The sequence below is a fragment of the Delftia sp. DS1230 genome, from assembly GCF_040112715.1.
Classification (GTDB): domain Bacteria; phylum Pseudomonadota; class Gammaproteobacteria; order Burkholderiales; family Burkholderiaceae_C; genus Comamonas; species Comamonas tsuruhatensis.
Genome location: NZ_CP157763.1, coordinates 1,597,201 through 1,618,149 on the forward strand (window position 1 = coordinate 1,597,201; position 20,949 = coordinate 1,618,149).

The following is a 20,949-nucleotide window of genomic DNA, read 5'->3' on the forward strand; positions in this document are numbered from 1 at the left end:
AGCCGTACTTGCGTGCATGGCTAAGGGGCTCGATGCACGCAAAAAGCGCGATTCCGGTGAAAATCACGCCCTTCTATTTTCACCTGTTTTCGTTTCGGTTTTTCCATGTCTAGTATCCAGGTTCGTCCAGCCACTCTCCGCGATGCAAAAGCGATTGCCCAGATCCATACTGCTTCCGCCATGGAGGCTTACCGAGGTCTGGTTCCCGATGACCAGCTCAAGAGCATGTCGTCGGTAGAAAAACGCCAGGCCTATTGGCGCGAAGCCATTGAATTTTGCGAGCCCCAGGTTCAGGTCGCCATCGATGGCGACAAGATCGTCGGCTTCGTCGGCTTCGACCGCTCGCGCGATGAGAAGTCGCGCCAGACCACCGGTGAAATCTGGGCCATCTATGCTGCACCTACCCACTGGAATCAGGGTGTGGGCGTGGCCCTGTGGGACGCCGCACGCGACGGCCTGCTTGAAGAAGGCTGCACCAATGTCACGTCGTGGGTGCCGCTGCGCAATGAACGCGCGCTGCGCTTTCACGAGCTCGCCGGCTTCAAGCGCGAAATGTCCACCGCGAAGACGGCCCAGGTGGGTGGTCTCAAGATCGAGGAAGTGCGGCTCAAGCGCGCACTGAACTGATCGGGTCTCCGACCCGCTTTCCCCCTAAATCACTCACGGAGCAGCAGGCCTTGTCCTCTTCCCAGAACTGGTCCCTGCTGCAATGGCAGGAGAACGAGGCCACGCAGGCAGCGCTGTGGCGCGCGGACAGCACCATGACCGCACCGCGCCGCATCGTCATCGCCGACGACAGCCTGTCTGCCGACAGCGCCTACCGCCTGGCCTGCGAAGGCCAGGCGATGCTGTGGCGCGGCGATTTCCAGAATGCCAGGCAATTGCTGTCGGCGCTGGGCCGCCGCCTGGACAAGCCTGCACGTGAGACGTCCGCCAAGGCTCGCCATCGGCGGGCCGGCAAGCAAGACGCCAAGCCTGTCTTTCCCCATGCCTTCCACCTGCACCGCCAGGCGCTGGCGCAGCGGGCACGCATTCTGTCCAGCGTGATGATCGAGCTCGATGCCAGCTGGCATTGCGCCCTGCGCCGCGCACCGGACTGGAGCGAGGCCTGCCGCGAGGCCTGGGGCGACATTCCCGCCGATCAGGGTGCGCGCAGCGTCATCGTTCCCTTGCGTGAACTGCTGGGCGCGCTGGGCGCGCATGAGTGGCGCAAGAAGGGCGTGGCCCTGGCTGTGCCGGGCATGCCGGAGTTCAGCATTCATCCGCACTACGGCGTGTTCTCCCCGGTGCGCGGCGAGTACCTGGATCTGGTGGCGCAGGCGCCCCTGCCGGCCGCAGCCCAGCAGGCCGATGCCGCAGTCTGGGATATCGGCACGGGCACGGGTGTGCTTTCCGCTCTCTTGCTGCACCGTGGCGTGCGGCAGGTGGTGGCCACCGACCTGAGCGACCGGGCCCTGGCCTGTGCGCAGGACAACCTGCAGCGACTGGGATTGGCGCAGCGCGTGAGCCTGCGCAAGGCAGACCTGTTCCCCGAAGGCCGGGCCGCCCTGGTGGTCTGCAATCCACCGTGGTTGCCGGGCAAGGCCAGCTCCCTGCTGGAGCAGGCCGTCTACGACGAAGGCAGCCGCATGCTGCGCGGCTTTGTGCAAGGCCTTGCAGCGCATCTGCTGCCGGGCGGCGAAGGCTGGCTGATCCTGTCGGATCTGGCCGAGCATCTGCAACTGCGCTCGCGCGAGCAATTGCTGGAGTGGATCGAGGCCGCTGGCCTGCAGGTCCTGGGCCGAGAGGACATCCGTCCACGCCATGGGAAGGCTGCGGACGCTGCCGATCCGCTGCACGCCGCACGCGCTGCCGAAGTCACCTCGCTGTGGCGCCTGGCGCCTCGCTGATCGCCGGCACCCACGCTTTCATCCCGGTCAGGCGCCTTGCGCTGCCATTGACTCGTTTGCCTCTTGGGGCAGCAGATGCTGCAGCCGCTCGCGCAGCGCATCCGCGCGCTCGTTGCCGGCATGCTCCTGCACGGTCTGCAGCAGCTGCAAGGCGGCGGCCTGCAGAGCCGCCAGGTCGCGCGCTTCGCGCAGCAGATGGCGCAGCACCTGGGCCTTGTCCTCATGGCGGTTGGCGAACATGCGCTCGCACAGGTCGAACAGATACATGCGTGTGCCGGCCAGATTCAGCGTGGCGGCAGGGCCTGGTGAAGCGGGTTGCCTGGCAGCGGCAGGCGCCATCGCGGGGGGCTGCGGCTGGGGCGATGTTTCGATGGCATTGCCGGCCAGGCGCTGCAGATGGCCGCTGTCTATTAGCTGCTGTACCAGCTCCCTGGCCTGGGCACCCAGCACCTGCTGCAGCTGCTCCTCGGTGCGGCCATCGGCCATCAGCAGCACCGAGCGCTCGCGCAGCGGCAGGCTGCGCCGGCCTGGCTGCAGCTCTTCAAGGGCCTTGGCGGTTTTTTGCAGCAGCATGGTTGGGGCGGGGGAGTCGACAAGCCCCGATTGCACGTTACATGAATGACCGTGGCGTGAAAAAGCCATGACAACTGGTCCGGTGCAACTTGCTGCGGCAAGGGCACAATCGCCTGCCGCCGCCTTGATGAGGGGCGATTCGAAGGGGCAGGCGGCCAGTACGGGCCGCAGGAATATTGTTTGATCTGTAACAGGAAGACGGGGCTGCAGGCCCCGGAACACAGCTGATGAGACTGTTGCTGGCGCCCATGGAGGGCTTGCTTGATTTCGTGCTGCGCGATGTGCTCACGCGCGTGGGCGGTGCGGACCGCTGCGTCTCTGAGTTCATCCGCGTCACGGGGACGCTGCTGCCCGACAAGGTATTCCTGCGCACCATGCCGGAATTGAACAATGGCAGCCGGACGCTGGCGGGGGTGCCCGTGCGGGCCCAGTTGCTGGGATCGGACCCGGACAGCATGGCGGCCAACGCGGCCAATCTGGCGCGCCTGGGGCCGGAGGGCATCGACCTGAACTTCGGCTGCCCGGCCAAGGTGGTCAACCGCCACGGCGGCGGCGCTGCGCTGCTGCAGGACCCGGAACAAATTGCGCGCGTGGTGGGCGCCGTGCGTGCCGCCGTGCCAGCGGCCATGCCCGTGTCGGCCAAGATGCGGCTGGGTTTCAATGACACCGCCCTGATGACCGAATGCGCCCAGGCCATGCAGGCCGGCGGTGCCTGCGAAATCGTCGTTCATGCCCGCACCAAGCTCGATGGCTACCGCCCGCCCGCCTACTGGGAGATGATCCCGCGCATCCGCGAATCCGTGACCGTGCCCGTGGTGGCCAACGGCGAGATATGGACGGTGCAGGAGGCGCTGCGCTGCCGTGAGCAATCGGGTTGCAGCGACCTGATGCTGGGGCGGGGAATCGTTGCCGACCCGGGCCTGGCGCTGGCCATTCGCGCCGCCGTTGAAGGTGAGCAGACCCCGGCCGCCGAGGTGTACTGGAGCGACCTCGTGCCCCAGGTTCAGCGCTTCTGGGACATGGTCTGCGAGGACCTGGAGCCGCGCCAGCGCGCAGGCCGTCTCAAGCAATGGCTGAACCTGCTGCGCCGCCGCTTTCCCGAGGCCGAGCAGGCCTATCAGGAGGTGCGCACCCAGACCGATCAGCGCGAGATCACCCTCTGGGTCCAGGCGCTGGCTCGGCGCCAGGAGTGGGCGGGGTTGTAGCGCTGTCGCCCGCCTACAGCAGGTGGTCCGGCGCCAGCGGGCCCAGGAGCTTGAGCATCAGGCGCAGGCCCCAGCTGGCATCGGGCTCGCTGTGCTCGTCGGCGCGGTCGCTGTCTTCCGAGGCCCGCCAGACCAGTCCTCCATCCTTGTCGATCTCCACGCGCCAGCTGCCGTCCTGCAGGCCCTCGTCAATACTTTGCGTGGCCAGCCTGCCGAACTCGCGGCTGGCGATGAGCAGGGCGATCTCGGTGTTCTGCAGTTGCGAGCGCAGGTCCAGATTCATCGAGCCGACTGCCACCAGGTGACCATCCACCACCAGCAGCTTGGAATGCAGCATGGCGCGCGAGGCACCCGTGGCGCCTGAAGGACCGCCACCGCCACTGCTGCCCGAGCCAAACGCAGAGCGGACACTGGCCGCCGTGCTGCGCATCTCATAGAGTTCAACGCCCATCTCCAGCAGCGCCTTGCGGTGGCGTGCATAGCCGGCATGGGCCAGGGGCGCGTCATTGGAGGCCAGTGAATTGGTCAGGATGCGCACGCGCACCCCGCGTTGCCGCGCGCCGCGAAACGCCTCCATCATGTCCGGACCGGGCACGAAATAGGGCGAGACCACCAGCAGATCGCGCCGCGTCTTGCGGACCAGGGCCAGCAGGCCGTCCACTACCGAATCGGCCTCCAGCACTGGGCGCGCCGCCTGGCGCAAGGCCGGAGTTGGCTGGCCCATGGGCAGCGTGCCAGCAGGCTTGGCCTGCGGGCTGTTCGGGGCGGGTGTGGCTGGCGCAGACGCGTCCGCACTGGTGCTCGGGCTGTCATCCCTGTCCAGCGGGATCTTGGCCGGCTGGTCCACCAGCACGGCGGCCGAGGCCCAGGTCCATGGCGCCTTGCGCAAATCCATGGGCTGCTGGTCCCAGATGATGCGGCTGTGTTCGGCGGCCTGCTCAGCCGTCTTTGCCTCTTTGGCGGCAACGGCAGGCGTAGGGTCCTCGTCCTGCGCCTGATCGCCATCATCGGCAAAGCGCTCGCGCAGCTGCTTGAGCGCCTTGAGACTGATGAGCGACTGAACCGGATAGGCGCGCGGGTTGTTCCAATAGCTGTCGAAGCTGCGTGACAGATCGCCGACCACCGGCCCCGCAGCCAGCACGTCGAGGTCCACGAAATTGCTGGCGCTGTCCGCGTCGAAATACGCATCGCCCAGATTGCGCCCCCCGATCACGCCCATGGCGTTGTCGGCAATGAAGAGCTTGTTGTGCATGCGCTGCTGCGCCCGCTGGAAATCCGTCAACAGCGTATAGGCCCGCCCCAGCACGGAACTGCGTGCGCCCGCCAGCGGGTTGAACATGCGCATCTCTATGCCCGGCACAAAGGCCAGCCGCATGACCTGCGCATTCGCACCCGTGCTGTGGAAGTCGTCCAGCAACACCCGCACCCGCACGCCACGCCGCGCCGCCTCCACCACGCCGCGCAGCAGGCGCTGCGTGCTCTCGTCGGCATGGATGGCGTAGTACTGCAGGTCCAGCGTCTGCTGCGCTCCCTCGACCAGGGCCAGCCGTGCGCCGTAGGCGGCCTGGGCGCCGGACAGGAGGGTGAAGGCGGAGGTTTGAGGCCTGACGCTGGCTGGCCGCAATTGCTGCACCAAAGAGCCCAATGGCGTGCTTTGCGGGGCTTCCAAGGCGGCAGTGACGGGGCGATCGACCTGAGAGGGCAAGCTGCTGGCGCAGCCGCAGACCACGGCGGACACCAGCAGGACAAGCGTGGTCCGCAGGCCTCGGAAGAGGCTGACGGATGGAAGAGGCTGTAGGTTGCGAGCGCCGGACATGATTCGAAGATTTGGCCCAAGGATCGGTCAATCGGGTGTCGGACGGCTGCGCCAGCCGCTGGTCCAGGAAGCTGCTGTCCGCGTCAGAAGCTGGCGCGCCCTTCAACACGAGCGACAACGCGCAGATCCGGCCCTATACGCTGCACATCGTGCAACTCCAGCGCAAGGGCCTCGGACAGCGCGTCCAGCGGCCCGAAACTGGCAATGCCCATGCCACCCGTGCCCAGCAGCTTGGGGGCCAGGTACAGCAGCAGTTCATCGACCAGCCCTTCGCGTATCAGCGAGCCATTGAGCTTGAAGCCTGCTTCCACATGCAGCTCGTTCGTACCGCGCGCGGCCAGGTCACGCAGCATGGCGGCCAAGTCCACCTTGCCGTGCGCGTTGGGCATGTGGATGATCGTCGCGCCAGCCGCCTGCAAATCTTCGGACCGCAAAGTATCCTGACTGCTGGTGTAGATAAGGCAGCCGCCGGGCGTTTTCAGCACCTGGGCGGTGAGCGGCGTGTCCAGCCGGCTATCCACCACCGCGATGCGCGGTTGGCGCTGGGTAGGCACTTCACGCACGTTCAGACGCGGATCGTCTTCCAGCACCGTGCCTATGCCCGTCAGCAGGGTGCAGGCCCTCGCGCGCCAGGCATGGCCGTCGGCACGTGCCTCGGGCGAGGTGATCCATTGGCTGACACCGTTGTGCAATGCGGTTGCGCCGTCAAGGGAACTGGCGGCCTTCATGCGCACCCACGGTATGCCGCGCAGCATGCGGCTGAAGAAGCCGATGTTCAGTTCGCGCGATTCGGCTGCACCTGGTCCCACCTCCACCTGTACACCTGCAGCACGCAGCCGCGCAAAACCTTGGCCAGCTACCTGGGGATTGGGATCGGTGAGTGCGCCTACCACCTTGGCAACGCCTGCAGCGATCAGGGCATCGCAGCAGGGACCTGTACGGCCCTGGTGCGAGCAAGGCTCCAGCGTCACATAGGCGGTGGCTCCGCGCACATCCCCGCCCTGTGCTGCGGCATCGCGCAGCGCCATCACTTCGGCATGTGGGCCACCAGCCTGCTGGGTGAACCCCTGGCCAACGACCCGGCCATCGGGTGCCACCAGTACGCAGCCCACGCGCGGATTGGGGGAGGAAAGAAAAAGCGCCTGGGCGGCGAGCCCAAGCGCTTGGTGCATGTGTCGAGGGGAATCTGCCATGGCCAGCATGGTAAGGCAGCTTGGCTGTGTGTCTTACTTGCCCCAGCAATCGGCGTTGAATGCCGAGTCCGACGAGACCTTTCCATCGGCGCCGCGCAGCCCGGTGTTGCTCAGCGTATAGGTTCCGCATTTGTCGCCTGTCTGCGGGCCACGGGGCACTGCCGTCAAGGTGTAGCTTGCGTTGCTATTGTTTGCTGCGAATCCGATGGTGTAGCGCTTGCTGTTGTCGCCTGCCCAGGTGAGGGCGGCCGGCAGTGCAGTGGGATAGACGCCCGTGGCGGTAGAAGCCCTTTCCAGCCACTGCTGGGCCTGCAGCAGCCCCGCACGGGCATCGGCCCTGTGTCCGCGGCGTATGTACTCGGAGTAGCTTGGTATGGCAATGGCCGTGAGGATGCCGACGACCGCCACCACGATCATCATCTCGATTAAGGTGAAGCCTTGGTTCTTGCGTTTCATATATGGCTGCTCAACTGGGATGAAAGATAACATCCGCAAGCCTACTTGATGTGGCGCCAACTGGGGCGCAGGGATTCTTCAGGCATGGGTGCGAGCTTCTCCTTCTCGTTTTTCGAATCAATATCGATATTTATCTTGCTGCTGGAGAGCACGGTATGCGATCCCTTGCTGACCTGTGCGCGCGAGACACCGCCATCATTGACATTGAAGAAGCCATCCTTGTTCTTGTCCACGATCTGCACGGTCGGCCGCTTGCCGTCCATGATGTTGATCAGCGTGCGGTACTGGCGCTCCTCATCCACGGAAGTGGACTCGCAGCTTTCTACGCTGAGATCCACGTTCGAACCTTTGGCCGGCACCTGCGAGTACACCGTCAGGATGTTGCTTCCGTCATAGAACTCCATTGGCTTGAGCAGGCGTTCCCCAATGGCGGGCATGTCCATGAACCAGCCGTTGTAGTTGGCCCAGGTTTCCTTCTTAAGTTCGTTTTCCGCATTCCTTGCATCCACCGTGCCGTATTCGCCGTTGCCGAGTTCGCTGATTTTCTGTTCGGCCAGCTTGGCATTGGCTACGCCTTCGCCCAAGGCCAACGGTGAAGGCACGCAGGTGGTTGCTGATGGCGCGCAGACCCCGTCGCCAGGGTGCACCTCCAGGCGCTTGCCTTTGGCGGTGTCGATGATGCGGTAGCGTGTGTTGTCAAGAACTGAGTAAAGGCTTTGCACCTGTACGCTGTTGGGATCGTCCTGGGTGACGTTGCGGCCCGTGCCGAACGCGATCATCATGCCGGTCACGGGGACCGTCTTGGCATTTGTTCCCGTGCCTATCGTCATGGTGCGGTCATTGGTGCGCACCGTAGGTGCGACCGTGATGGGCTGTACATTGGTGCGTGCGGACGAGTTCAGTGCGGTCGGCCCCTTTGCCGTGAATAAGGGCTGACCTCTGAAGGCCACGTTCCAGTTGGAATCGTTGATGCTGGTTACATCGAACTTCCAGAGATTGCCCAGGTTGTCTCCGGCATAGATGACGTCGGGTCGGCCATCGCCGTCGATGTCCACCAGGCGCGGGGCCGACAGGCCGTTGTCTGCCGCCTTGCCTGTGCCAGCCGTTTCCGTGGTGACGGGGATACGCACCAATTCCTGTGCGCCATCCAGATACTGGACCAGCAGCACGGGGCGTTGATTGGCACTGTTGTAGCCATTGCCCATCACCACTGCCCAGCGGTTGTTGTTCATGCGTGTGATCTGCGTGGTGCGCATGGGGTCGTTTTCGTCGAGTACGGGGCGGGCGGTGATATGGCCGATATCCCTGTCCTCTTCCACGGCTTTCAGGCATGCGGCCTTCTCGGACACGCCTATACCCGTTCTTGCGCAGTCAAGCACCGTCTCCCCAGCGCCGCGGGTACGGTCGAGTCTCACCAGTTGCGAGGCATTGGCTTCGGTGAAGCCCAGAGCGCCATCCGTGGTGGTGGCTGAGTTTGGATTGGTGACATCCAGCACGAAGTAGCCCTTGCCTCCGGCGCCAAGGGCTCCTACCAGCAGCGTACGCCATTTGGCCGCGTAGTTGATCGCATAGTTAGGATCGTCGGTCGCCTGGATGCCAGTGCCCAGGTCCACATCGCCAGTCATTGGCGAGCCATCCACGAAGTATTTGTGCGTGCTGTTGTAATCGGGAGATGTCAGCAGCTTGAGGTTGGGAATCACGCCGCGGGGGACATAGGCAATTTTCTCGCTGCCGTCGGCGGCCGAAAAACCGTGCAGCATGCCATCGTTGCCGCCCACATAGATCATGGGGGGGCGATCGGCATTGTTGCGTGTGAATTCGGCATAGCCGGTCAGGGCATAGCTGCTCGAAGGTTTGCCGAGATACCACACCACGGAATTGATAATATCGCCCTGGCGGCTCTTGCGTTCGCGGAATGGTTGGGATGTGGTGTAGCCATTGTTGTCGGAGCCTTCCAGGCTGCGGTCACCCCGGATGAAGTTGAGCCGGTTCTGTCCGTTCGTTGCCACGGTGACACTGGTGTCGCTGGGGTTGAGCCCCAGCATTGCCTTTTGCGCCGTGCTCAGATTGGCCTCATCGTTGGCCCATTTGAAGGACGTGCCTCCTTTGTATTTGGTGGTGTCCCATTTGTCGCTCCAGCTCAGGATCAGACGGCTGGCCACGCTGGTCAGCGCATCGAGCTTGTCTGCCGTATTTTTTCCGCCCCATCCGGGGGCGGAAATCGTCGTGCCATCCTTTTGCACGGTCTCTGCCGTCACGAAGCCCTTCCAGGCGTTCTGCGGCTCATAGGCACCGGTGAATTTGCCGACATCGTTGCGTGAGGCGTTGGAGCCACTGGTGGCAGTGGATGTCAGGTCGGGTTCGGTCTGCGTGTTGATCTGACCAAAGATCTCACGGAAGGCCTTTTCCAGATCCTCGCCTTTTTCCACGGCATAAAAGCGTCCGCGACCATTGAGTGCCGCATGCCACAGATCCAGGGCATTGCGCGACTCCGTGTTGGCGGTCAGGTCAGGCCAGCCGATGGTGCCGTTGGCCAAGCCTGGGAAACTTCCGTCGTAGCCAAACGGTACCATTTGTGTCGGACGCGTGATGGATGAATAGCTCCATTCGAACGCCATCTTGCTGAAGCCGATGGTGTAGGTCACCATGTGGGGCCAGGTGGCCGGGTTGTAGCGTGGATTCCAATAGCGATCCAGCGTGGCAGAGGTGCCGCTGGCATTGGTGAAGGTTTCGGTGGAGGAGGCCTTGCGGTAGTCGGCGGTAGGCTGCATGGTCCCTGTCAACCCCGAAGTCTGCAGCGGATTGGCCCAGCTGTAGAACGCCCAGTCGGCCAAGGTCGTACCTTTGGATTCGTCACGGTAGAGGGCGGATTTCTTTTGGTCCGCCGTGCTGCCGCCGTACACCATGTTGTCGCTGAACTTCAGGTTGGTCGCATTGTCTCTCCAATTCGTATTGGGGACATTGGTAGCTGTGCCATTCCAGCGGCCATCGGTCATCATGATGTGGTAATTGCGTCGGCAGGCAAGGTAAGGCGCGCCGGTATTGCCTGGATCGCTGGCCCACGGTCCGTCCTTGCTGACTGCGCGGCGCATGTAACTGTCCGCCTGACTGAACATCAGGTGCGACGGTGTGCCGTTGCTGGGGCTCAGGTTGTTGATGAAGGAGATGAAGTTCGTGCGATGCGAACCTTGCAGCGGGCGCATGGAGTTCGTATTCATCTGGACGGCGCTTCTGCCACTGCCGCTGTCCACATTGCCGGCATCGGAAGAGCGACCGTTGTTCCACATGGCCTGCCAGGCCAGCCGGATTTTCTTGTCGGGCAGCAGCGTGGTGTCTCGGAAGATACCGCCGGATCCATTGTTTCCGATGAGTGCGTACTTGAGTACGTTGACACGGCGGCTGCTCATGGGCCAAGTACCATCCGAGTTGGGTGTGGTCTGGTTGCTCGCGCCGCTGGTGCTTTCGCTGTCGAGCCGGAAATTCATACTTCCCGAATCGTCAATGGAGATGATGACGTTGGGTGAAACGTAAGGTTCCTTAGTGCCGGGCGGCGACTGCGAAAGATCCAGCGCCATGGCGCCTTGCGGCAGCAGCGCGGCTGCCGCGGCCAGCGAAAGCAAGGTCCGGCGGAAGGTGTGCAGCGAAACGGGGGGCTTGCATTTCATGGCGCTTGCTCCTCTTAGTGTCAATATGGTGAATGTGGAAGGGTTTGCATGCCTTGGCGGATGGCAAGGCGTGTTGGCCTAGTTTTTGCGTTTTTGCTGTGCGTAGGTCTGCTGCAGGACCACCATGGTGTTCGGCTTGCGCCCATAGGCCAGCGCCGTGACGCGATACACCACGAAGGGCTTGAGGTTCAGCGGCAGCAGGTTGTGCGGGCCGCCCATGATGAGGCTGGAATTCTTGTTGTCCTGGTAGGGAAGAACCTCCATCCAGTACCAGCCTCCCCGATTGGCGCTGCCTGTGTCCGTCAGGATGGGGTTGGCGGGCTGGGAACTGGAGCCTTTCGCTGCGCCCGTGTACTGGCCATAGCGCGCACCAACCGTACTGGCCGTCATCTGTGCCAACGTGGGCCCCTGAGATTCGTCCGAGTTGTTCCAGAAATCCTGCTTGCCCGTGCGCTTGGCGCAAAGGCCATTGCGGCATCGGGTGGGCTGTGCTTCCAGTTGGCCCAGCAAAGGAGTGACGTCCTGTGCCTCCAGAGGGATCTTGTCTGCGGTCGTCTTGCGGCAGACATCGCCGCTGCCACTGCATTCCGCGCCGTTGGACTGTTCGCCGCGTATATCCAACTCGGCATCCTGCAGCAGTGCCTGGGCGGCCTCATAGGCGCGCTGGTAATCGGCATCGTTGCCGACCACCATCTCATTGAACAGCGAGGTGCGGGTGGCCCACAATGCCAGGAGCATAGAGAGCATGACGAACACGAGGACGACGAACAGCGCCACGCCACGCTGCCGGCGGTCCTTTGAATAGAGTTGCATGCGCAGGTGCATGGAGGAGTTGGCAAAAAGGGTCACAGCACGGTCCCCACCAGCCCTTGGCTGCGGAGCTGGTAGACACTGCGGAACGTCAGGTGCATGCGTCGGGTCCGAGGGGCGGCCAGCGTCGTCATGTCGACGGCCGCACCGTTGCAGTTCACATAGGTGCTTCCGGCGGGCATGTCCACGGGCTCGTTGCCATAGATCTCCAGGCATACCTCTACCGCTTGCACCTTGCCCCAGTTGTCCACGTTCGTGGCAGTCACATACTGGATCTTGGGTTTGCCCAAGGTCGTGTTGTCCTGCAACGAGTAGCGAACCTGGAAGCTGGCGACGTTCTGCGCCAGGGTCTGAGGGGTTGACCCATTACCCTGACATTGGAGTTGGCTGCCACTGAGCTGGAACACACTTTCCACGCGCTGATCGGTGCTGGCATTGGCAGGGCCTCCCAGGCAATTGCGCGCCAGCGATTGCTCGTCGGCACTGCTGTAGACAGGCTCCTTGTAGCGGCGATAGCCCACCGCGAGTGTGGTCGGGCTGGCTGTGCCCAGAATGGCATTGGTGACCGGATCGAAGGTATTTCCCTTGTTCACTGACTCCGCCTTGGTCTCGAATGCCACCGGAGCGGCGGAACTGTTGGCCGCGATCGCGCTGGTCGGGTTGAGGTTGAGATACAGAGAGCCGGACTGGCGCAGCTGTAGGCCGATGACGCGTAAGGCGTAGGCGGCCTGCTGCTGCAGGCCGCTGGCATCGCTCACTGTGCCGGAGACACCGCGCGACACCATCAGTGCCGCCATGGACACAGCCACGACCAGCAGGCCTATAGCAATGCCCACCATCAATTCAATCAGGGTGACGCCGCGTTGCGCCATGGCGCGCCGAGGGCTTGCAAGCGCGGGCTTAGCACTTAGTGCGCCGGGCCGCGGGGTTTTAAAGAATTGGATTCGTGTGGCCATGGTTAGGCTCCCGGGCAGTAGAACTGGACTGGATTGCCTAGAGGTTGGTAAGGCGCGCAGCGGGCTGCGATGGGGATGTATTGCAGATGGCAGGTGAATCCATCCGGGCAGGTGGCAGCTGTGCCTGCCCCGGAACTGAGGGTGCCGTCGGCTGCCCGCACCTGGGTGGCGTCTATGTTGTCCTTGTAGGTTTTCTTGTCGGCTGCGTTGGCAATGTCCCGCTCGTTTTCACGCCAGCCGACCATAACGCCCAGTTGCCGACGATTCGTGGCGGAAGTATCTGCTGGTGCAATGAACACATTGGCCCGGCCCAGCGGAAGTGTGTCTCTGACGGACTGCTTCCATGAGCCTATGTCGTAGGTGGACAGCAGATCCTGAGTACACGCAGTGTTGCTGCAGTCACCGGGCGAAGGGCTGCTGGAGAAGTCGGAAACGTAGGCGTCAAGACTGGCCAATGCGTTGGGGTTGACCCTCATCCGCTCGCTCAGGTCTTCTATCAGACGAATGGCCTGCGCGCGGCGTAGGGTGGTTTGCGTATCAGTCAGCGTACGCATCTGTGTGCCTAGAATGCCAAGAATGCCCAGGGCAGCCACCACGATGGCCACCAGGGACTCGACCAAAGTGATGCCACTCTGTCGGCGGTGCGGGGTTGGCCGGGTGTGTTTCGGCTGGTGCATGGGATGGTCTCGGGTTGAATTCAGGGACATGCTTCGCTGCCCTTTGCCTGAACGATTCGTCCGCCCATGCCTGCACACAGGCGGATCGCGCTGTTGTCGCTGACATCTTTGCCTTTGGGGACGATGACGAACTCCATGGCCATGGCCGTGGCGTCTGCGCCACCGCTAGTCAGCATGCCCCAGCGGTCCACGGCAATGCTGCCCGTGAGGTTGGTCAGATTGACTTCTACGCGGTTGGGCGCAGAGCTTTGCTGTACCACGGTGCCGCCGCTGGTTACTACGCGCCAGCCGCAGTCCCAGGAGGTGTTGCCGACGGTGCTGGTGCAACCATTGCCGCTGGCTAGTTTGTCGATGAGGACGTTGCCGCCGCGCTTGATGGCCTCAGAACGCGCAAGGTAGATCGTTGCTTGCAGGTCCTCAACCACTCCGCGCGCGCGCCAGCGTTCAATGATCAAGGTGAAGCTGGGCACAGCAAGCGCTGTGAGTATGGCCAGGATGGCTACCACCACCATCAGTTCCAGGGTGGTGAACCCTCTGGAGCCCTGTTTGGGAGACCTGGTTCGTGGTGGCCGTCGTGGAGACAATGCATGCATACCCGGATGCTAGGCATTGTGTCCAGAGGCAGGCGAAGGAGCCGGATGAATGGATGCAACCTCGGGATGAGTGGCTGGCGGAACTGCGGGTAGTTCCCGCATCACGAGGGTGCATGGGGCCCGTTGATCGCAATGGACCCTGGGTGATTGCCTGGGAAACAGGGCTGGTATGCGCAGGGTTATCTGCCCCAGCATTCAGCGGCTGTGGTGCTGGAGGCCACATTCGCACCACTGCGCTCTCCGGTATGGGTCAGCGTGAAATCGCCACATCGGTCACCGAACTGGGAGCCGCGGCGTGTGGCGATCAGGGTGTAGGTGTCGTCGTCGTGGCCGCTGGTTGACAGGAAGTCGATGGTGTAGCGCTTGCTGGAGTCGTGGGCCCAGGTCAGGTCTGCAGGCAGCTCGGTGGGGTAGGTGCCGTTGGCGGTGGCGGCGCGCTCCAGCCATTGCTGGGCCTGGAGCAGGCCGGCGCGGGCGTCGGCGCGGTGGACTGCGCGGATGTACTCGTTGTAGCTGGGGACGGCGACCGTGCCGAGGATGACGATGACGGCCACGACGATCATGAGTTCGATGAGCGTGAATCCTGGGGATCGAGGGCGGCGCATGTGGTGCCTCATTTCATTTGGCGCCAGCTGGGGCGCAGGGATTGCTCCGGCATGCGGGCGAGTACATTGCGGCGGCCTTCGGCGTCGTAGCCGATGGCGTGATGGCCCTTGTGGAGCAGGGCCTGGGATCCCCTGGCGACGCTTGCGCGCGAGACCTCCTCATCTGCCGTGCCGTAGACCCCATCGCCGTTGCTGTCCATCAACGGAACGCCGGGTCGCTTGCCATCCATGATGTTCATGAATGTCAGGAATTGGCGCTCCTCGCTCGCATTGCAGGCGTCGGGCGGGCTTGCGCTTTCGCCGGGGCGCCTGGGGGATCCGGCAGGTATCTGGCTGTAGATCGCGAGGATGTTGCTGCCGTCGTAGAAGCCCATTGGCTTGAGCAGGCGCTCGCCCGGCAGGGGCAGGTCCATGTACCAGCCTTTGTGCCGCGTCCAGTCGAGGTCGGTCGTGGAGTCAACGCGCCAGAAGCCTTGGCCGGCCGCCGCTGCCGGCTGATGGTTCACCGAGCGCCTGGCCAGTTCTCCGATGCCTGAAACGGGTGCCGCTCGCTGTCCGTCAGGCTGCCTGCAGTCCGAATCCTTGCCATCGAGGCAAGCTTGCACTCTGCCGTCCGCGAGCAGCCTGTAGCGGGTGCTGTCGAGGATGGAATAGATGCTCTGGACCGCTGTGTTGCCAGAATCCTGCCGCGTGATGTGGCGTCCGGTACCGAATGCCACCAGCATGCCGCCTGCCGTCAAGCGCTCGCGCCCTTCTTTGGCATTTTTGCTGGCCCTGCGCCGGTCATTGGCGCGTACGGAAGGAGGGGCGGTGATGGCTTGACGCAGGTTGCGAGTGGCCGATGGAGAACTGCCACCCCAGGCTGTGTACAGCGGCCGGCCGTCGAAGGCCACGCCCCAGCGGGAGGAGGCACCGCTGGCGATGAGAAATTTCCACAGATTGCCCTGGATGTCACCTGCGTAGACCACATCGGGCCGGCCGTCTCCATTGATGTCCACAAGGCGCGGGGCGGAGAGTCCGTTGTGGGTGGTCTCGGGGGTGGTGCCGGTTGGGGTATTGCCCGTGGCAACGAGGCGCAACAGCTCCTGGTTGCCATCGAGATACTGGATCAGCAACACGGGCCGCTGGTTGGTGCTGTGGTAGCCGTTGCCCGTCACCAGTGCCCAGCGGTTGTTGTTCAACTGCGTGATCTGAGTGCTGCGTTGCGGGTTGGCATCGTCCAGCACGGGCGCCGCCAAAATATGGCCCAGGTCCTTGTTTTCCTGGCAAGTGGCGCGCTGGCGCATGTCATCCAGGCTGGTGCAGTCGCCGGGATCGCTGTTGCGTGTCTGGGTTCGGTCAAGCAGGACCAGCGAGCTGGCACCGGACTCGCTGAAAGCCTCCGGATGGGTGATGTCCAGCACGAAGTAGCCCTTGGCTCCGGCGCCCGCCATGCCAGCCAGCACAGTGCGCCACTGCGAGGACGCAACGCTGCCCGAGGGGATGTCGCCGCTCATGGCGGAGCCGTCCACAAAGTAGCGATGCCGGGCGTCGTAGTCGGGGTCGGAAAGTCTTGCCAGTCCGGAGATCACGCCTCGTGGGATGTAGGCGATCTTTTCCCTGCCGTCGGTGGCCGAAAAGCCATGCAGCATGCCGTCATTGCCGCCTGCATAGATCATGGGCTGGCGGTTCTGCTGGGCGAGGGTATAGGCGGCATAGCCCGGCAGGGGCCAGTTGTCCACGGGATGGCCGGTATGCCAGATCTGGGAGTTGACGATGTCGCCCTGGCGCGAGCTGCGCTGGCGAAAAGGACGGGTGGGGCCAACGCGCGGCGGTTGTCCCGGCGCTTCCATGCGGCGGTCGCCGCGTATGAAGTTGAGCCTGTGCTTGCCCAGGTTGTCTGCTCTTCCTTCGGCATCGATGCCCAGGGAGGCTTTCTGCAGGTGGTCGAGTTCATTCCACTTGAAGGACACGCCTCTTTGCAGTCTGTCGCTCCAGGTCAGGATCAGACGGTCATTGATTGCCTGTTCGTCGCTGAGTGCATCCAGGTGGCCGGCCGTGGTTTTGCCTTGCCAGCCGGCTGTTGCGGAGAGGCTGCCATCGGCCTGGACGGTTTCTGCGCTGATCCAGCCGCTCCAGGCCGCTTTTGCGCTGTAACGGGCGCTGAATATGTCCACGCCGGCCCGCGTAATCACGCTGCCGCTGGAGGCCATGGAGCTGCTGCGGCCCTTGGCATCTGCCTGTTGTCCGGCCGGGCAGTCTTCAATGGGCACGGCGAATTCGGTGCCATCTGCCTGAACCCTGGCAACTGGAGTGTCTGCCTCCGAGACCTGCTGGACCTGGATGGGCGCCGGCAGGCCAGGCTTTATCGTGACCTTGACTCGGGGCCCAAGCGACGACTGGGTCATATCCATTGCCTGGCTGTTTTGCGCGGCCATGACTGCAGCGACCATGGCTGCGGCTGTCGGCGCTGGCAGCAGGATGCGCCGGAGCCAGGGTTGGCAGAGGTGGGGCATGTCAGGTGTCCTGAGTCAGTCGCGGCGTTTCTGCCGGGCGTAGGTCTGCTGCATCACCACCTGGGTGTTGCTCTTGCGGCCATGGGCAATGGCCGTGATGCGATAGATCACCTGGGGCTGCATGTAAAGGGCCAGTCGGGGTGAGCCGTTGGCGATGACGCCCGAGTTCCCTGCGTTGACGTCATAGGGCAGGATCTCTATCCAGTACCAGCCTCCCTTTCCTGCCTCACGATTTGCCAGGATGGAGTCGCTCTTTTCGCCAGCGATGGCGCCCGTGAACTGGCCGTAGCGTGCGCTGACGTCAGCGGCCGTCATCTGGCCCAGCGTGATCCCTTGGCCTTCGTCCGCGTTGTTCCAGAAGTCCTGAGGTCCCGTGCGCTTGGTGCACAGGCCATCGCGGCATCCAGTGGGTGTGGCCTCAGCGAGGCTGGCCAGCAGCAGGCCGACTTCCCCGGTTTCCCGGGGGAACTGTGCGATGCCTGCACCGCTGCGGCAGACGGATGGCTGGCTGCTGCTGGCGGCGCAGGCGGCGCCGCTGGCCTGTTCGCCCCGAATATCCAGTTCGGCATCCTGCAGCAAGGCCTGTGCAGCCTCCAGGGCACGCTGGTAGTCGGCATCGTTGCCCACGAACATTTCGTTGAACAGTGCGCTGCGCGACGCCCACAGGGCGAGCAGCATGGACAGCATGACCAGGACCACCACGATGAACAGGGCGATGCCTTTTTGGCGCTGCGCTGCGCAGGTGTGGGCATGTCGCATGCCTGCAGCCTTGTGCGTCATCCGGCCAACCCCTGGCTGCGCAACTGGTACACGCTGCGAAAGACCATGTGCAGGCGCCGCGTCCTGGGCGCAGGCAGCGTGGCCATGTGGATGGATTCGGCCGTACCGTCGCTGTCGGCGCAGTCGGTATAGCTGCTGTTGGCGGGCATGTCGATGGCCTCGTTGCCGAAGAGCACCAGGCAGACCTCGGCGCCGACGACGCGAGGCCAGTCCTGGCCTACGGCGGCTGCGTTGACATACTGGATGCGGGCGGCGCCCCCCGGCGCCTGGATCAGGTAGCGCACCTGGAAGTTGGCGACGTTCCTGGCAAGGGGCTGGGCACCCGCGGAGGGCGCTCCGGCGCAGCGCAGGGTGTTTTTACTGGCGTCCAGGACAAAGCGGCTCAGGATGAGGCTGTCGCTGTTGGTCTGCCCCAGGCAATTGCGCTGCAGTGAGGTCTCGATGGCCGATGTGTACAGCGGCTGCGTGTAGTTGCTGTAGCCCACGGCGAGCTTGTATTGGGAGCGCCCGGGTGCATCAAGGCCCTGGATGGTGTCGTGCACGGGGTTGAAGTCCAGTGCGCCCGCCTCGAATGCAACGGGGTCTGCCACGTCAATGGCTTCTGTTGCCCTCTTGTGTGATGCAAGAAGCAGCCGCAGGGACCCCGCCTGCCGGATCTGCCGGCCCATGACACGGAAGAGATGGGAAGCCTGCTGTTGCAACTGACTGGCATCGCTGACGGTGGCGGACACGGCGCGTGACGCCATGAGTGCGCCCATGGCCACGCCGATGATCAGCAGTCCCAGGAAAAGTCCGACCAGCAGTTCGACGAGGCTCAGGCCGCGTTGGCGCGGTCTGGCCGCAATGGCGGTGGCGATGCGATGGGGATTCATGGGCCTGCGCAGAAGAGCTGGACTGCGTTGTTTGCAAGGTAGGGAGCGCAGCGAGCGCTGAGTGCGATGTATTGCAGGTGGCAGGTTCTGCCTGCAGGACAGGCCATGGCCTGATCGCCGTGCATGCGATCGCCATCGCCATCAAGCCCGATGGGGTCCTTGTAGTCGGCCTTGCCGGACTTTTCGTTCTCGCGCCAACTGATCATGATCCCCAGCTGGCGCCCATTGCCGGCGCTGGCGGCTGCCTCGTCTCCTGCGAGGAAGACCTTGGCGGCCCCGCCTGGCAGCAGTTGGCGAACGGATGCCTTCCATCGTGCGAGGTGGTAGCTGGCCATTGCGTCCGGGCCGCATGCGGCGGCACTGCAGTCGGCGACGGATTCGGGGGCGTGATTCCAGTCGGAAACGTAGCGGCCGATCTGTCCGAGGGAGTTGGGGTTGGCGTGCGTGCGCTCGCTGAGGTCCTCGATCAGCCGGATGGCCTGGGCGCGGCGCACGCCGCTTTGGTTGTCGGCCAGGGTGCGCATCTGCAGTCCCAGGATTCCCAGAACACCCAGGGCCGTGATGACGGTGGCGACCAGGGTTTCGATCAGGGTAAAGCCATTGGGATGCCGATTGCGGGTACGTGTCAGGCGCATGGAATACCCTCCTGGCCGACCACCCGGATGCGTCCGCCGGACGAGACGCAAATGCCTTGGGTTGCGGCGGAAGTGATTCCGGCCGGAGATGGCGCAATGGCGAAGCCCATGGCGGTGAGTCCGCCCAACTGACCCCAGCGGTCCACACTGATGATGGAGGCAGACCGGGAGCGGGTGACGAGGGTGCGGGCGGGCGTGTCGAAGCGCTGCAGCTCCTCCTTGGGATCCCAGTGCCTGTTGCCATTGCGGTCGACGAACACCACCCAGCCGCAGCCCCAGTCGGCGTGCTGCGCCGCCAGGGTGCAGCCCTTGGTGCCTTGGGGCAGTTTCTGGATGAAAACGCCGCCACCGCGCCGCACGGCTTCGGAGCGCGCGTACTGCAGCGTCGATTGCAGGGCCTCGACGGTCTGGCGAACACGCCAGCGCTCGATGATGAGGTTGAAGCTGGGAGCTGCCAGCGTGGTGAGCACGGCGAGGATGGCGATGACCACCATCAACTCGATGGCAGTGAAGCCTTCGGCGCCCGGGCGAGCCTGAGGCCTGGTCGATGACATGTCTTGAATCCCTCCCCGTCGATTGGCTTGCGCAACGCTGGTTGTTGCTGCTTGTTTCGTGCGCCGCTCAATCTATTGGGGTTGTTCGTGCATGTCTTTCAGACCAATCTGTTTCTTTGGTCAAAAAATAGGAGTTGTGCCGTGAATTGGGCTGAATTCAGGCGTGCAGAGGTGCGAAAAAATCCAATGATGGCAAGGCTTTGCCGGATTTTTGGGTATTCGAGGCCGGCCTAGGACTGTTTCTGGGAGCGTGTCAGCGCTGGCGCCTGCCCGGCGGCTGCCCGGTGTATCCGGCGCATGCTCCGGCGTTGTGCCTGCCCTGGCATTCGCGGTAAAGCCGCTTGTCGCGTTGCTCGGGCGACTCGTCTGAGCTGCTGCGCTGCGCCGGCACCCGGACCCGCTGCCCGCCCTTTTTGCGCTTGGAGCCTTGCGCAGCCGATGCGTCGGCGCGATGGGACGCAGCCTGGGCAGGCAGGGCCAGGCCCAGGGCCGCGACCAGGCAGAGCAGGGCGCATTGCCGCAGCTGCGCTTGTCGGGTCGATGGAATGAATGAAAAACGCACTGCCATGGCGTGGCCCTCCCTTGGTGTATGGAATGCCTGCGCACCACATATTCGTGCTTCGTGACGGCATGCCTTTGGCGCGGGCTTTGCGGGATTCTGGGCGGCCAGCAGGCCGAAGTGGCAAAGGGCGCAAATCAGGTGTGGATGCCGGTCCGGGCGTGCTTGTTATAATCCCAGGGTTTTGCATGGTGCAAGACGCACGTCGGGGCCTTTCCAGTCCCGGCGCAAGTAACCAAGGCTGCCTCCTTGCTTTTGTCTTTGAGGCGCCAATTTCCAAGGAAAAAAAATGATCGCATCTTCCGTGAAGGCTGAAGTCGTCAAGTCCAACGCACGCTCTGCCAACGACACTGGTAGCCCAGAAGTGCAAGTGGCCCTGCTGACCGCACGCATCAACGAGCTGACCCCTCACTTCAAGCAACACGCCAAGGACCACCACGGTCGTCGCGGCCTGCTGCGCATGGTGAGCCGCCGTCGCAAGCTGCTGGACTACCTCAAGTCCAAGGACGCTGATCGCTACACCGCACTGATCGCCAAGCTGGGCCTGCGCAAGTAAGCACGGTGGGAGATCGAAACGCCTGAGTTAGCCTGTCTAGCTCAGGCGTTTTTTACTTCG

Annotated in this window: 20 protein-coding genes; 4 read left to right on the forward strand and 16 right to left on the reverse strand. The window is 63.6% G+C overall.

Annotation, left to right across the window (positions count from 1 at the left end; genetic code table 11):
* Positions 1 to 105 precede the first annotated feature (105 nt).
* On the forward strand, positions 106 to 627 hold the full coding sequence (locus AAN986_RS07195) for a GNAT family N-acetyltransferase (RefSeq protein WP_026062042.1): 522 nt from the start codon (positions 106 to 108) through the stop codon (positions 625 to 627).
* A 50-nt stretch (positions 628 to 677) separates the two neighbouring features.
* Complete coding sequence (locus AAN986_RS07200; RefSeq protein ID WP_016447733.1) at positions 678 to 1,889, forward strand: class I SAM-dependent methyltransferase; 1,212 nt, start codon at positions 678 to 680, stop codon at positions 1,887 to 1,889.
* Positions 1,890 to 1,916: 27 nt separating this feature from the next.
* Here the strand turns inward: AAN986_RS07200 and AAN986_RS07205 are convergent, their stop codons facing one another.
* Entirely contained in the window at positions 1,917 to 2,462 is a 546-nt protein-coding gene (locus tag AAN986_RS07205; protein WP_017404085.1) for a hypothetical protein, read from the reverse strand.
* 227 nt (positions 2,463 to 2,689) lie between these two features.
* Between AAN986_RS07205 and AAN986_RS07210 the strand changes: the two genes are divergently transcribed.
* Positions 2,690 to 3,667 carry a tRNA-dihydrouridine synthase gene (locus AAN986_RS07210; protein WP_047217374.1) on the forward strand — a complete coding sequence of 326 codons (978 nt, stop codon included), beginning with the start codon at positions 2,690 to 2,692 and terminating at the stop codon, positions 3,665 to 3,667.
* 13 nt (positions 3,668 to 3,680) lie between these two features.
* On the opposite strand, the gene AAN986_RS07215 is transcribed toward AAN986_RS07210, so the two are convergent.
* The 15 genes from AAN986_RS07215 to AAN986_RS07285 form a co-directional block, all read right to left on the reverse strand.
* Positions 3,681 to 5,483 carry a phospholipase D family protein gene (locus AAN986_RS07215; protein ID WP_047217373.1) on the reverse strand — a complete coding sequence of 601 codons (1,803 nt, stop codon included), beginning with the start codon at positions 5,481 to 5,483 and terminating at the stop codon, positions 3,681 to 3,683.
* Positions 5,484 to 5,566: 83 nt separating this feature from the next.
* Positions 5,567 to 6,685, reverse strand: coding sequence for a bifunctional diaminohydroxyphosphoribosylaminopyrimidine deaminase/5-amino-6-(5-phosphoribosylamino)uracil reductase RibD (ribD, locus tag AAN986_RS07220; RefSeq protein WP_016447729.1), 1,119 nt, complete (start codon positions 6,683 to 6,685; stop codon positions 5,567 to 5,569).
* Between the two features lie 24 nt (positions 6,686 to 6,709).
* On the reverse strand, positions 6,710 to 7,132 hold the full coding sequence (locus tag AAN986_RS07225; protein ID WP_016447728.1) for a type IV pilin protein: 423 nt from the start codon (positions 7,130 to 7,132) through the stop codon (positions 6,710 to 6,712).
* 41 nt (positions 7,133 to 7,173) lie between these two features.
* Entirely contained in the window at positions 7,174 to 10,797 is a 3,624-nt protein-coding gene (locus tag AAN986_RS07230) for a PilC/PilY family type IV pilus protein (protein ID WP_016451204.1), read from the reverse strand.
* 78 nt (positions 10,798 to 10,875) lie between these two features.
* Positions 10,876 to 11,622, reverse strand: coding sequence for a pilus assembly protein (locus AAN986_RS07235; protein WP_034363848.1), 747 nt, complete (start codon positions 11,620 to 11,622; stop codon positions 10,876 to 10,878).
* Positions 11,623 to 11,642: 20 nt separating this feature from the next.
* The gene (locus AAN986_RS07240; RefSeq protein ID WP_016451205.1) at positions 11,643 to 12,563 is read right to left on the reverse strand and encodes a PilW family protein; all 921 of its coding nucleotides are present in this window, start codon (positions 12,561 to 12,563) and stop codon (positions 11,643 to 11,645) included.
* A 2-nt stretch (positions 12,564 to 12,565) separates the two neighbouring features.
* Entirely contained in the window at positions 12,566 to 13,240 is a 675-nt protein-coding gene (gene pilV, locus AAN986_RS07245) for a type IV pilus modification protein PilV (RefSeq protein WP_047217372.1), read from the reverse strand.
* A 20-nt stretch (positions 13,241 to 13,260) separates the two neighbouring features.
* Positions 13,261 to 13,833 carry a GspH/FimT family pseudopilin gene (locus tag AAN986_RS07250; protein ID WP_080649845.1) on the reverse strand — a complete coding sequence of 191 codons (573 nt, stop codon included), beginning with the start codon at positions 13,831 to 13,833 and terminating at the stop codon, positions 13,261 to 13,263.
* A gap of 179 nt (positions 13,834 to 14,012) precedes the next feature.
* Complete coding sequence (locus AAN986_RS07255) at positions 14,013 to 14,438, reverse strand: type IV pilin protein (protein ID WP_016447722.1); 426 nt, start codon at positions 14,436 to 14,438, stop codon at positions 14,013 to 14,015.
* Between the two features lie 8 nt (positions 14,439 to 14,446).
* A complete protein-coding gene (locus tag AAN986_RS07260; protein WP_241150316.1) occupies positions 14,447 to 16,870 on the reverse strand; it encodes a PilC/PilY family type IV pilus protein in 2,424 nt (807 codons plus the stop codon).
* Between the two features lie 78 nt (positions 16,871 to 16,948).
* The gene (locus AAN986_RS07265) at positions 16,949 to 17,713 is read right to left on the reverse strand and encodes a pilus assembly protein (RefSeq protein WP_047217370.1); all 765 of its coding nucleotides are present in this window, start codon (positions 17,711 to 17,713) and stop codon (positions 16,949 to 16,951) included.
* Positions 17,710 to 18,585 carry a type IV pilus assembly protein gene (locus tag AAN986_RS07270; RefSeq protein ID WP_047217369.1) on the reverse strand — a complete coding sequence of 292 codons (876 nt, stop codon included), beginning with the start codon at positions 18,583 to 18,585 and terminating at the stop codon, positions 17,710 to 17,712. Before AAN986_RS07270 ends, AAN986_RS07265 begins: the two co-directional genes overlap by 4 nt.
* Positions 18,582 to 19,220, reverse strand: coding sequence for a type IV pilus modification protein PilV (gene pilV / locus AAN986_RS07275; protein WP_047217368.1), 639 nt, complete (start codon positions 19,218 to 19,220; stop codon positions 18,582 to 18,584). The genes AAN986_RS07270 and pilV (AAN986_RS07275) overlap by 4 nt, the downstream gene beginning before the upstream one ends.
* Complete coding sequence (locus AAN986_RS07280; protein WP_082138045.1) at positions 19,211 to 19,774, reverse strand: GspH/FimT family pseudopilin; 564 nt, start codon at positions 19,772 to 19,774, stop codon at positions 19,211 to 19,213. Before AAN986_RS07280 ends, pilV (AAN986_RS07275) begins: the two co-directional genes overlap by 10 nt.
* Before the next feature lie 253 nt (positions 19,775 to 20,027).
* On the reverse strand, positions 20,028 to 20,342 hold the full coding sequence (locus tag AAN986_RS07285; protein ID WP_047217366.1) for a hypothetical protein: 315 nt from the start codon (positions 20,340 to 20,342) through the stop codon (positions 20,028 to 20,030).
* Positions 20,343 to 20,622: 280 nt separating this feature from the next.
* Here AAN986_RS07285 and rpsO point away from each other — a divergent pair, with 280 nt between their 5' ends.
* Positions 20,623 to 20,889: a 30S ribosomal protein S15 gene (rpsO, locus tag AAN986_RS07290; RefSeq protein WP_012206984.1), complete on the forward strand. Its 267-nt coding sequence runs from the start codon at positions 20,623 to 20,625 to the stop codon at positions 20,887 to 20,889.
* Positions 20,890 to 20,949 lie beyond the last annotated feature (60 nt).

Excerpts from the sequence above, each read along its gene's own strand:
- AAN986_RS07195 (WP_026062042.1), top strand. The coding sequence starts at position 106 with ATGTCTAGTATCCAGGTTCGTCCAGCCACTCTCCGCGATGCAAAAGCG.
- AAN986_RS07205 (WP_017404085.1), bottom strand. The coding sequence starts at position 2,462 with ATGCTGCTGCAAAAAACCGCCAAGGCCCTTGAAGAGCTGCAGCCAGGC.
- AAN986_RS07210 (WP_047217374.1), top strand. The coding sequence starts at position 2,690 with ATGAGACTGTTGCTGGCGCCCATGGAGGGCTTGCTTGATTTCGTGCTG.
- AAN986_RS07215 (WP_047217373.1), bottom strand. The coding sequence starts at position 5,483 with ATGTCCGGCGCTCGCAACCTACAGCCTCTTCCATCCGTCAGCCTCTTC.
- ribD (WP_016447729.1), bottom strand. The coding sequence starts at position 6,685 with ATGCTGGCCATGGCAGATTCCCCTCGACACATGCACCAAGCGCTTGGG.
- AAN986_RS07225 (WP_016447728.1), bottom strand. The coding sequence starts at position 7,132 with ATGAAACGCAAGAACCAAGGCTTCACCTTAATCGAGATGATGATCGTG.
- AAN986_RS07230 (WP_016451204.1), bottom strand. The coding sequence starts at position 10,797 with ATGAAATGCAAGCCCCCCGTTTCGCTGCACACCTTCCGCCGGACCTTG.
- AAN986_RS07235 (WP_034363848.1), bottom strand. The coding sequence starts at position 11,622 with ATGCACCTGCGCATGCAACTCTATTCAAAGGACCGCCGGCAGCGTGGC.
- AAN986_RS07240 (WP_016451205.1), bottom strand. The coding sequence starts at position 12,563 with ATGGCCACACGAATCCAATTCTTTAAAACCCCGCGGCCCGGCGCACTA.
- pilV (WP_047217372.1), bottom strand. The coding sequence starts at position 13,240 with ATGCACCAGCCGAAACACACCCGGCCAACCCCGCACCGCCGACAGAGT.
- AAN986_RS07250 (WP_080649845.1), bottom strand. The coding sequence starts at position 13,833 with ATGCATGCATTGTCTCCACGACGGCCACCACGAACCAGGTCTCCCAAA.
- AAN986_RS07255 (WP_016447722.1), bottom strand. The coding sequence starts at position 14,438 with ATGCGCCGCCCTCGATCCCCAGGATTCACGCTCATCGAACTCATGATC.
- AAN986_RS07260 (WP_241150316.1), bottom strand. The coding sequence starts at position 16,870 with ATGGTCGCTGCAGTCATGGCCGCGCAAAACAGCCAGGCAATGGATATG.
- AAN986_RS07265 (WP_047217370.1), bottom strand. The coding sequence starts at position 17,713 with ATGACGCACAAGGCTGCAGGCATGCGACATGCCCACACCTGCGCAGCG.
- AAN986_RS07270 (WP_047217369.1), bottom strand. The coding sequence starts at position 18,585 with ATGAATCCCCATCGCATCGCCACCGCCATTGCGGCCAGACCGCGCCAA.
- pilV (WP_047217368.1), bottom strand. The coding sequence starts at position 19,220 with ATGCGCCTGACACGTACCCGCAATCGGCATCCCAATGGCTTTACCCTG.
- AAN986_RS07280 (WP_082138045.1), bottom strand. The coding sequence starts at position 19,774 with ATGTCATCGACCAGGCCTCAGGCTCGCCCGGGCGCCGAAGGCTTCACT.
- AAN986_RS07285 (WP_047217366.1), bottom strand. The coding sequence starts at position 20,342 with ATGGCAGTGCGTTTTTCATTCATTCCATCGACCCGACAAGCGCAGCTG.
- rpsO (WP_012206984.1), top strand. The coding sequence starts at position 20,623 with ATGATCGCATCTTCCGTGAAGGCTGAAGTCGTCAAGTCCAACGCACGC.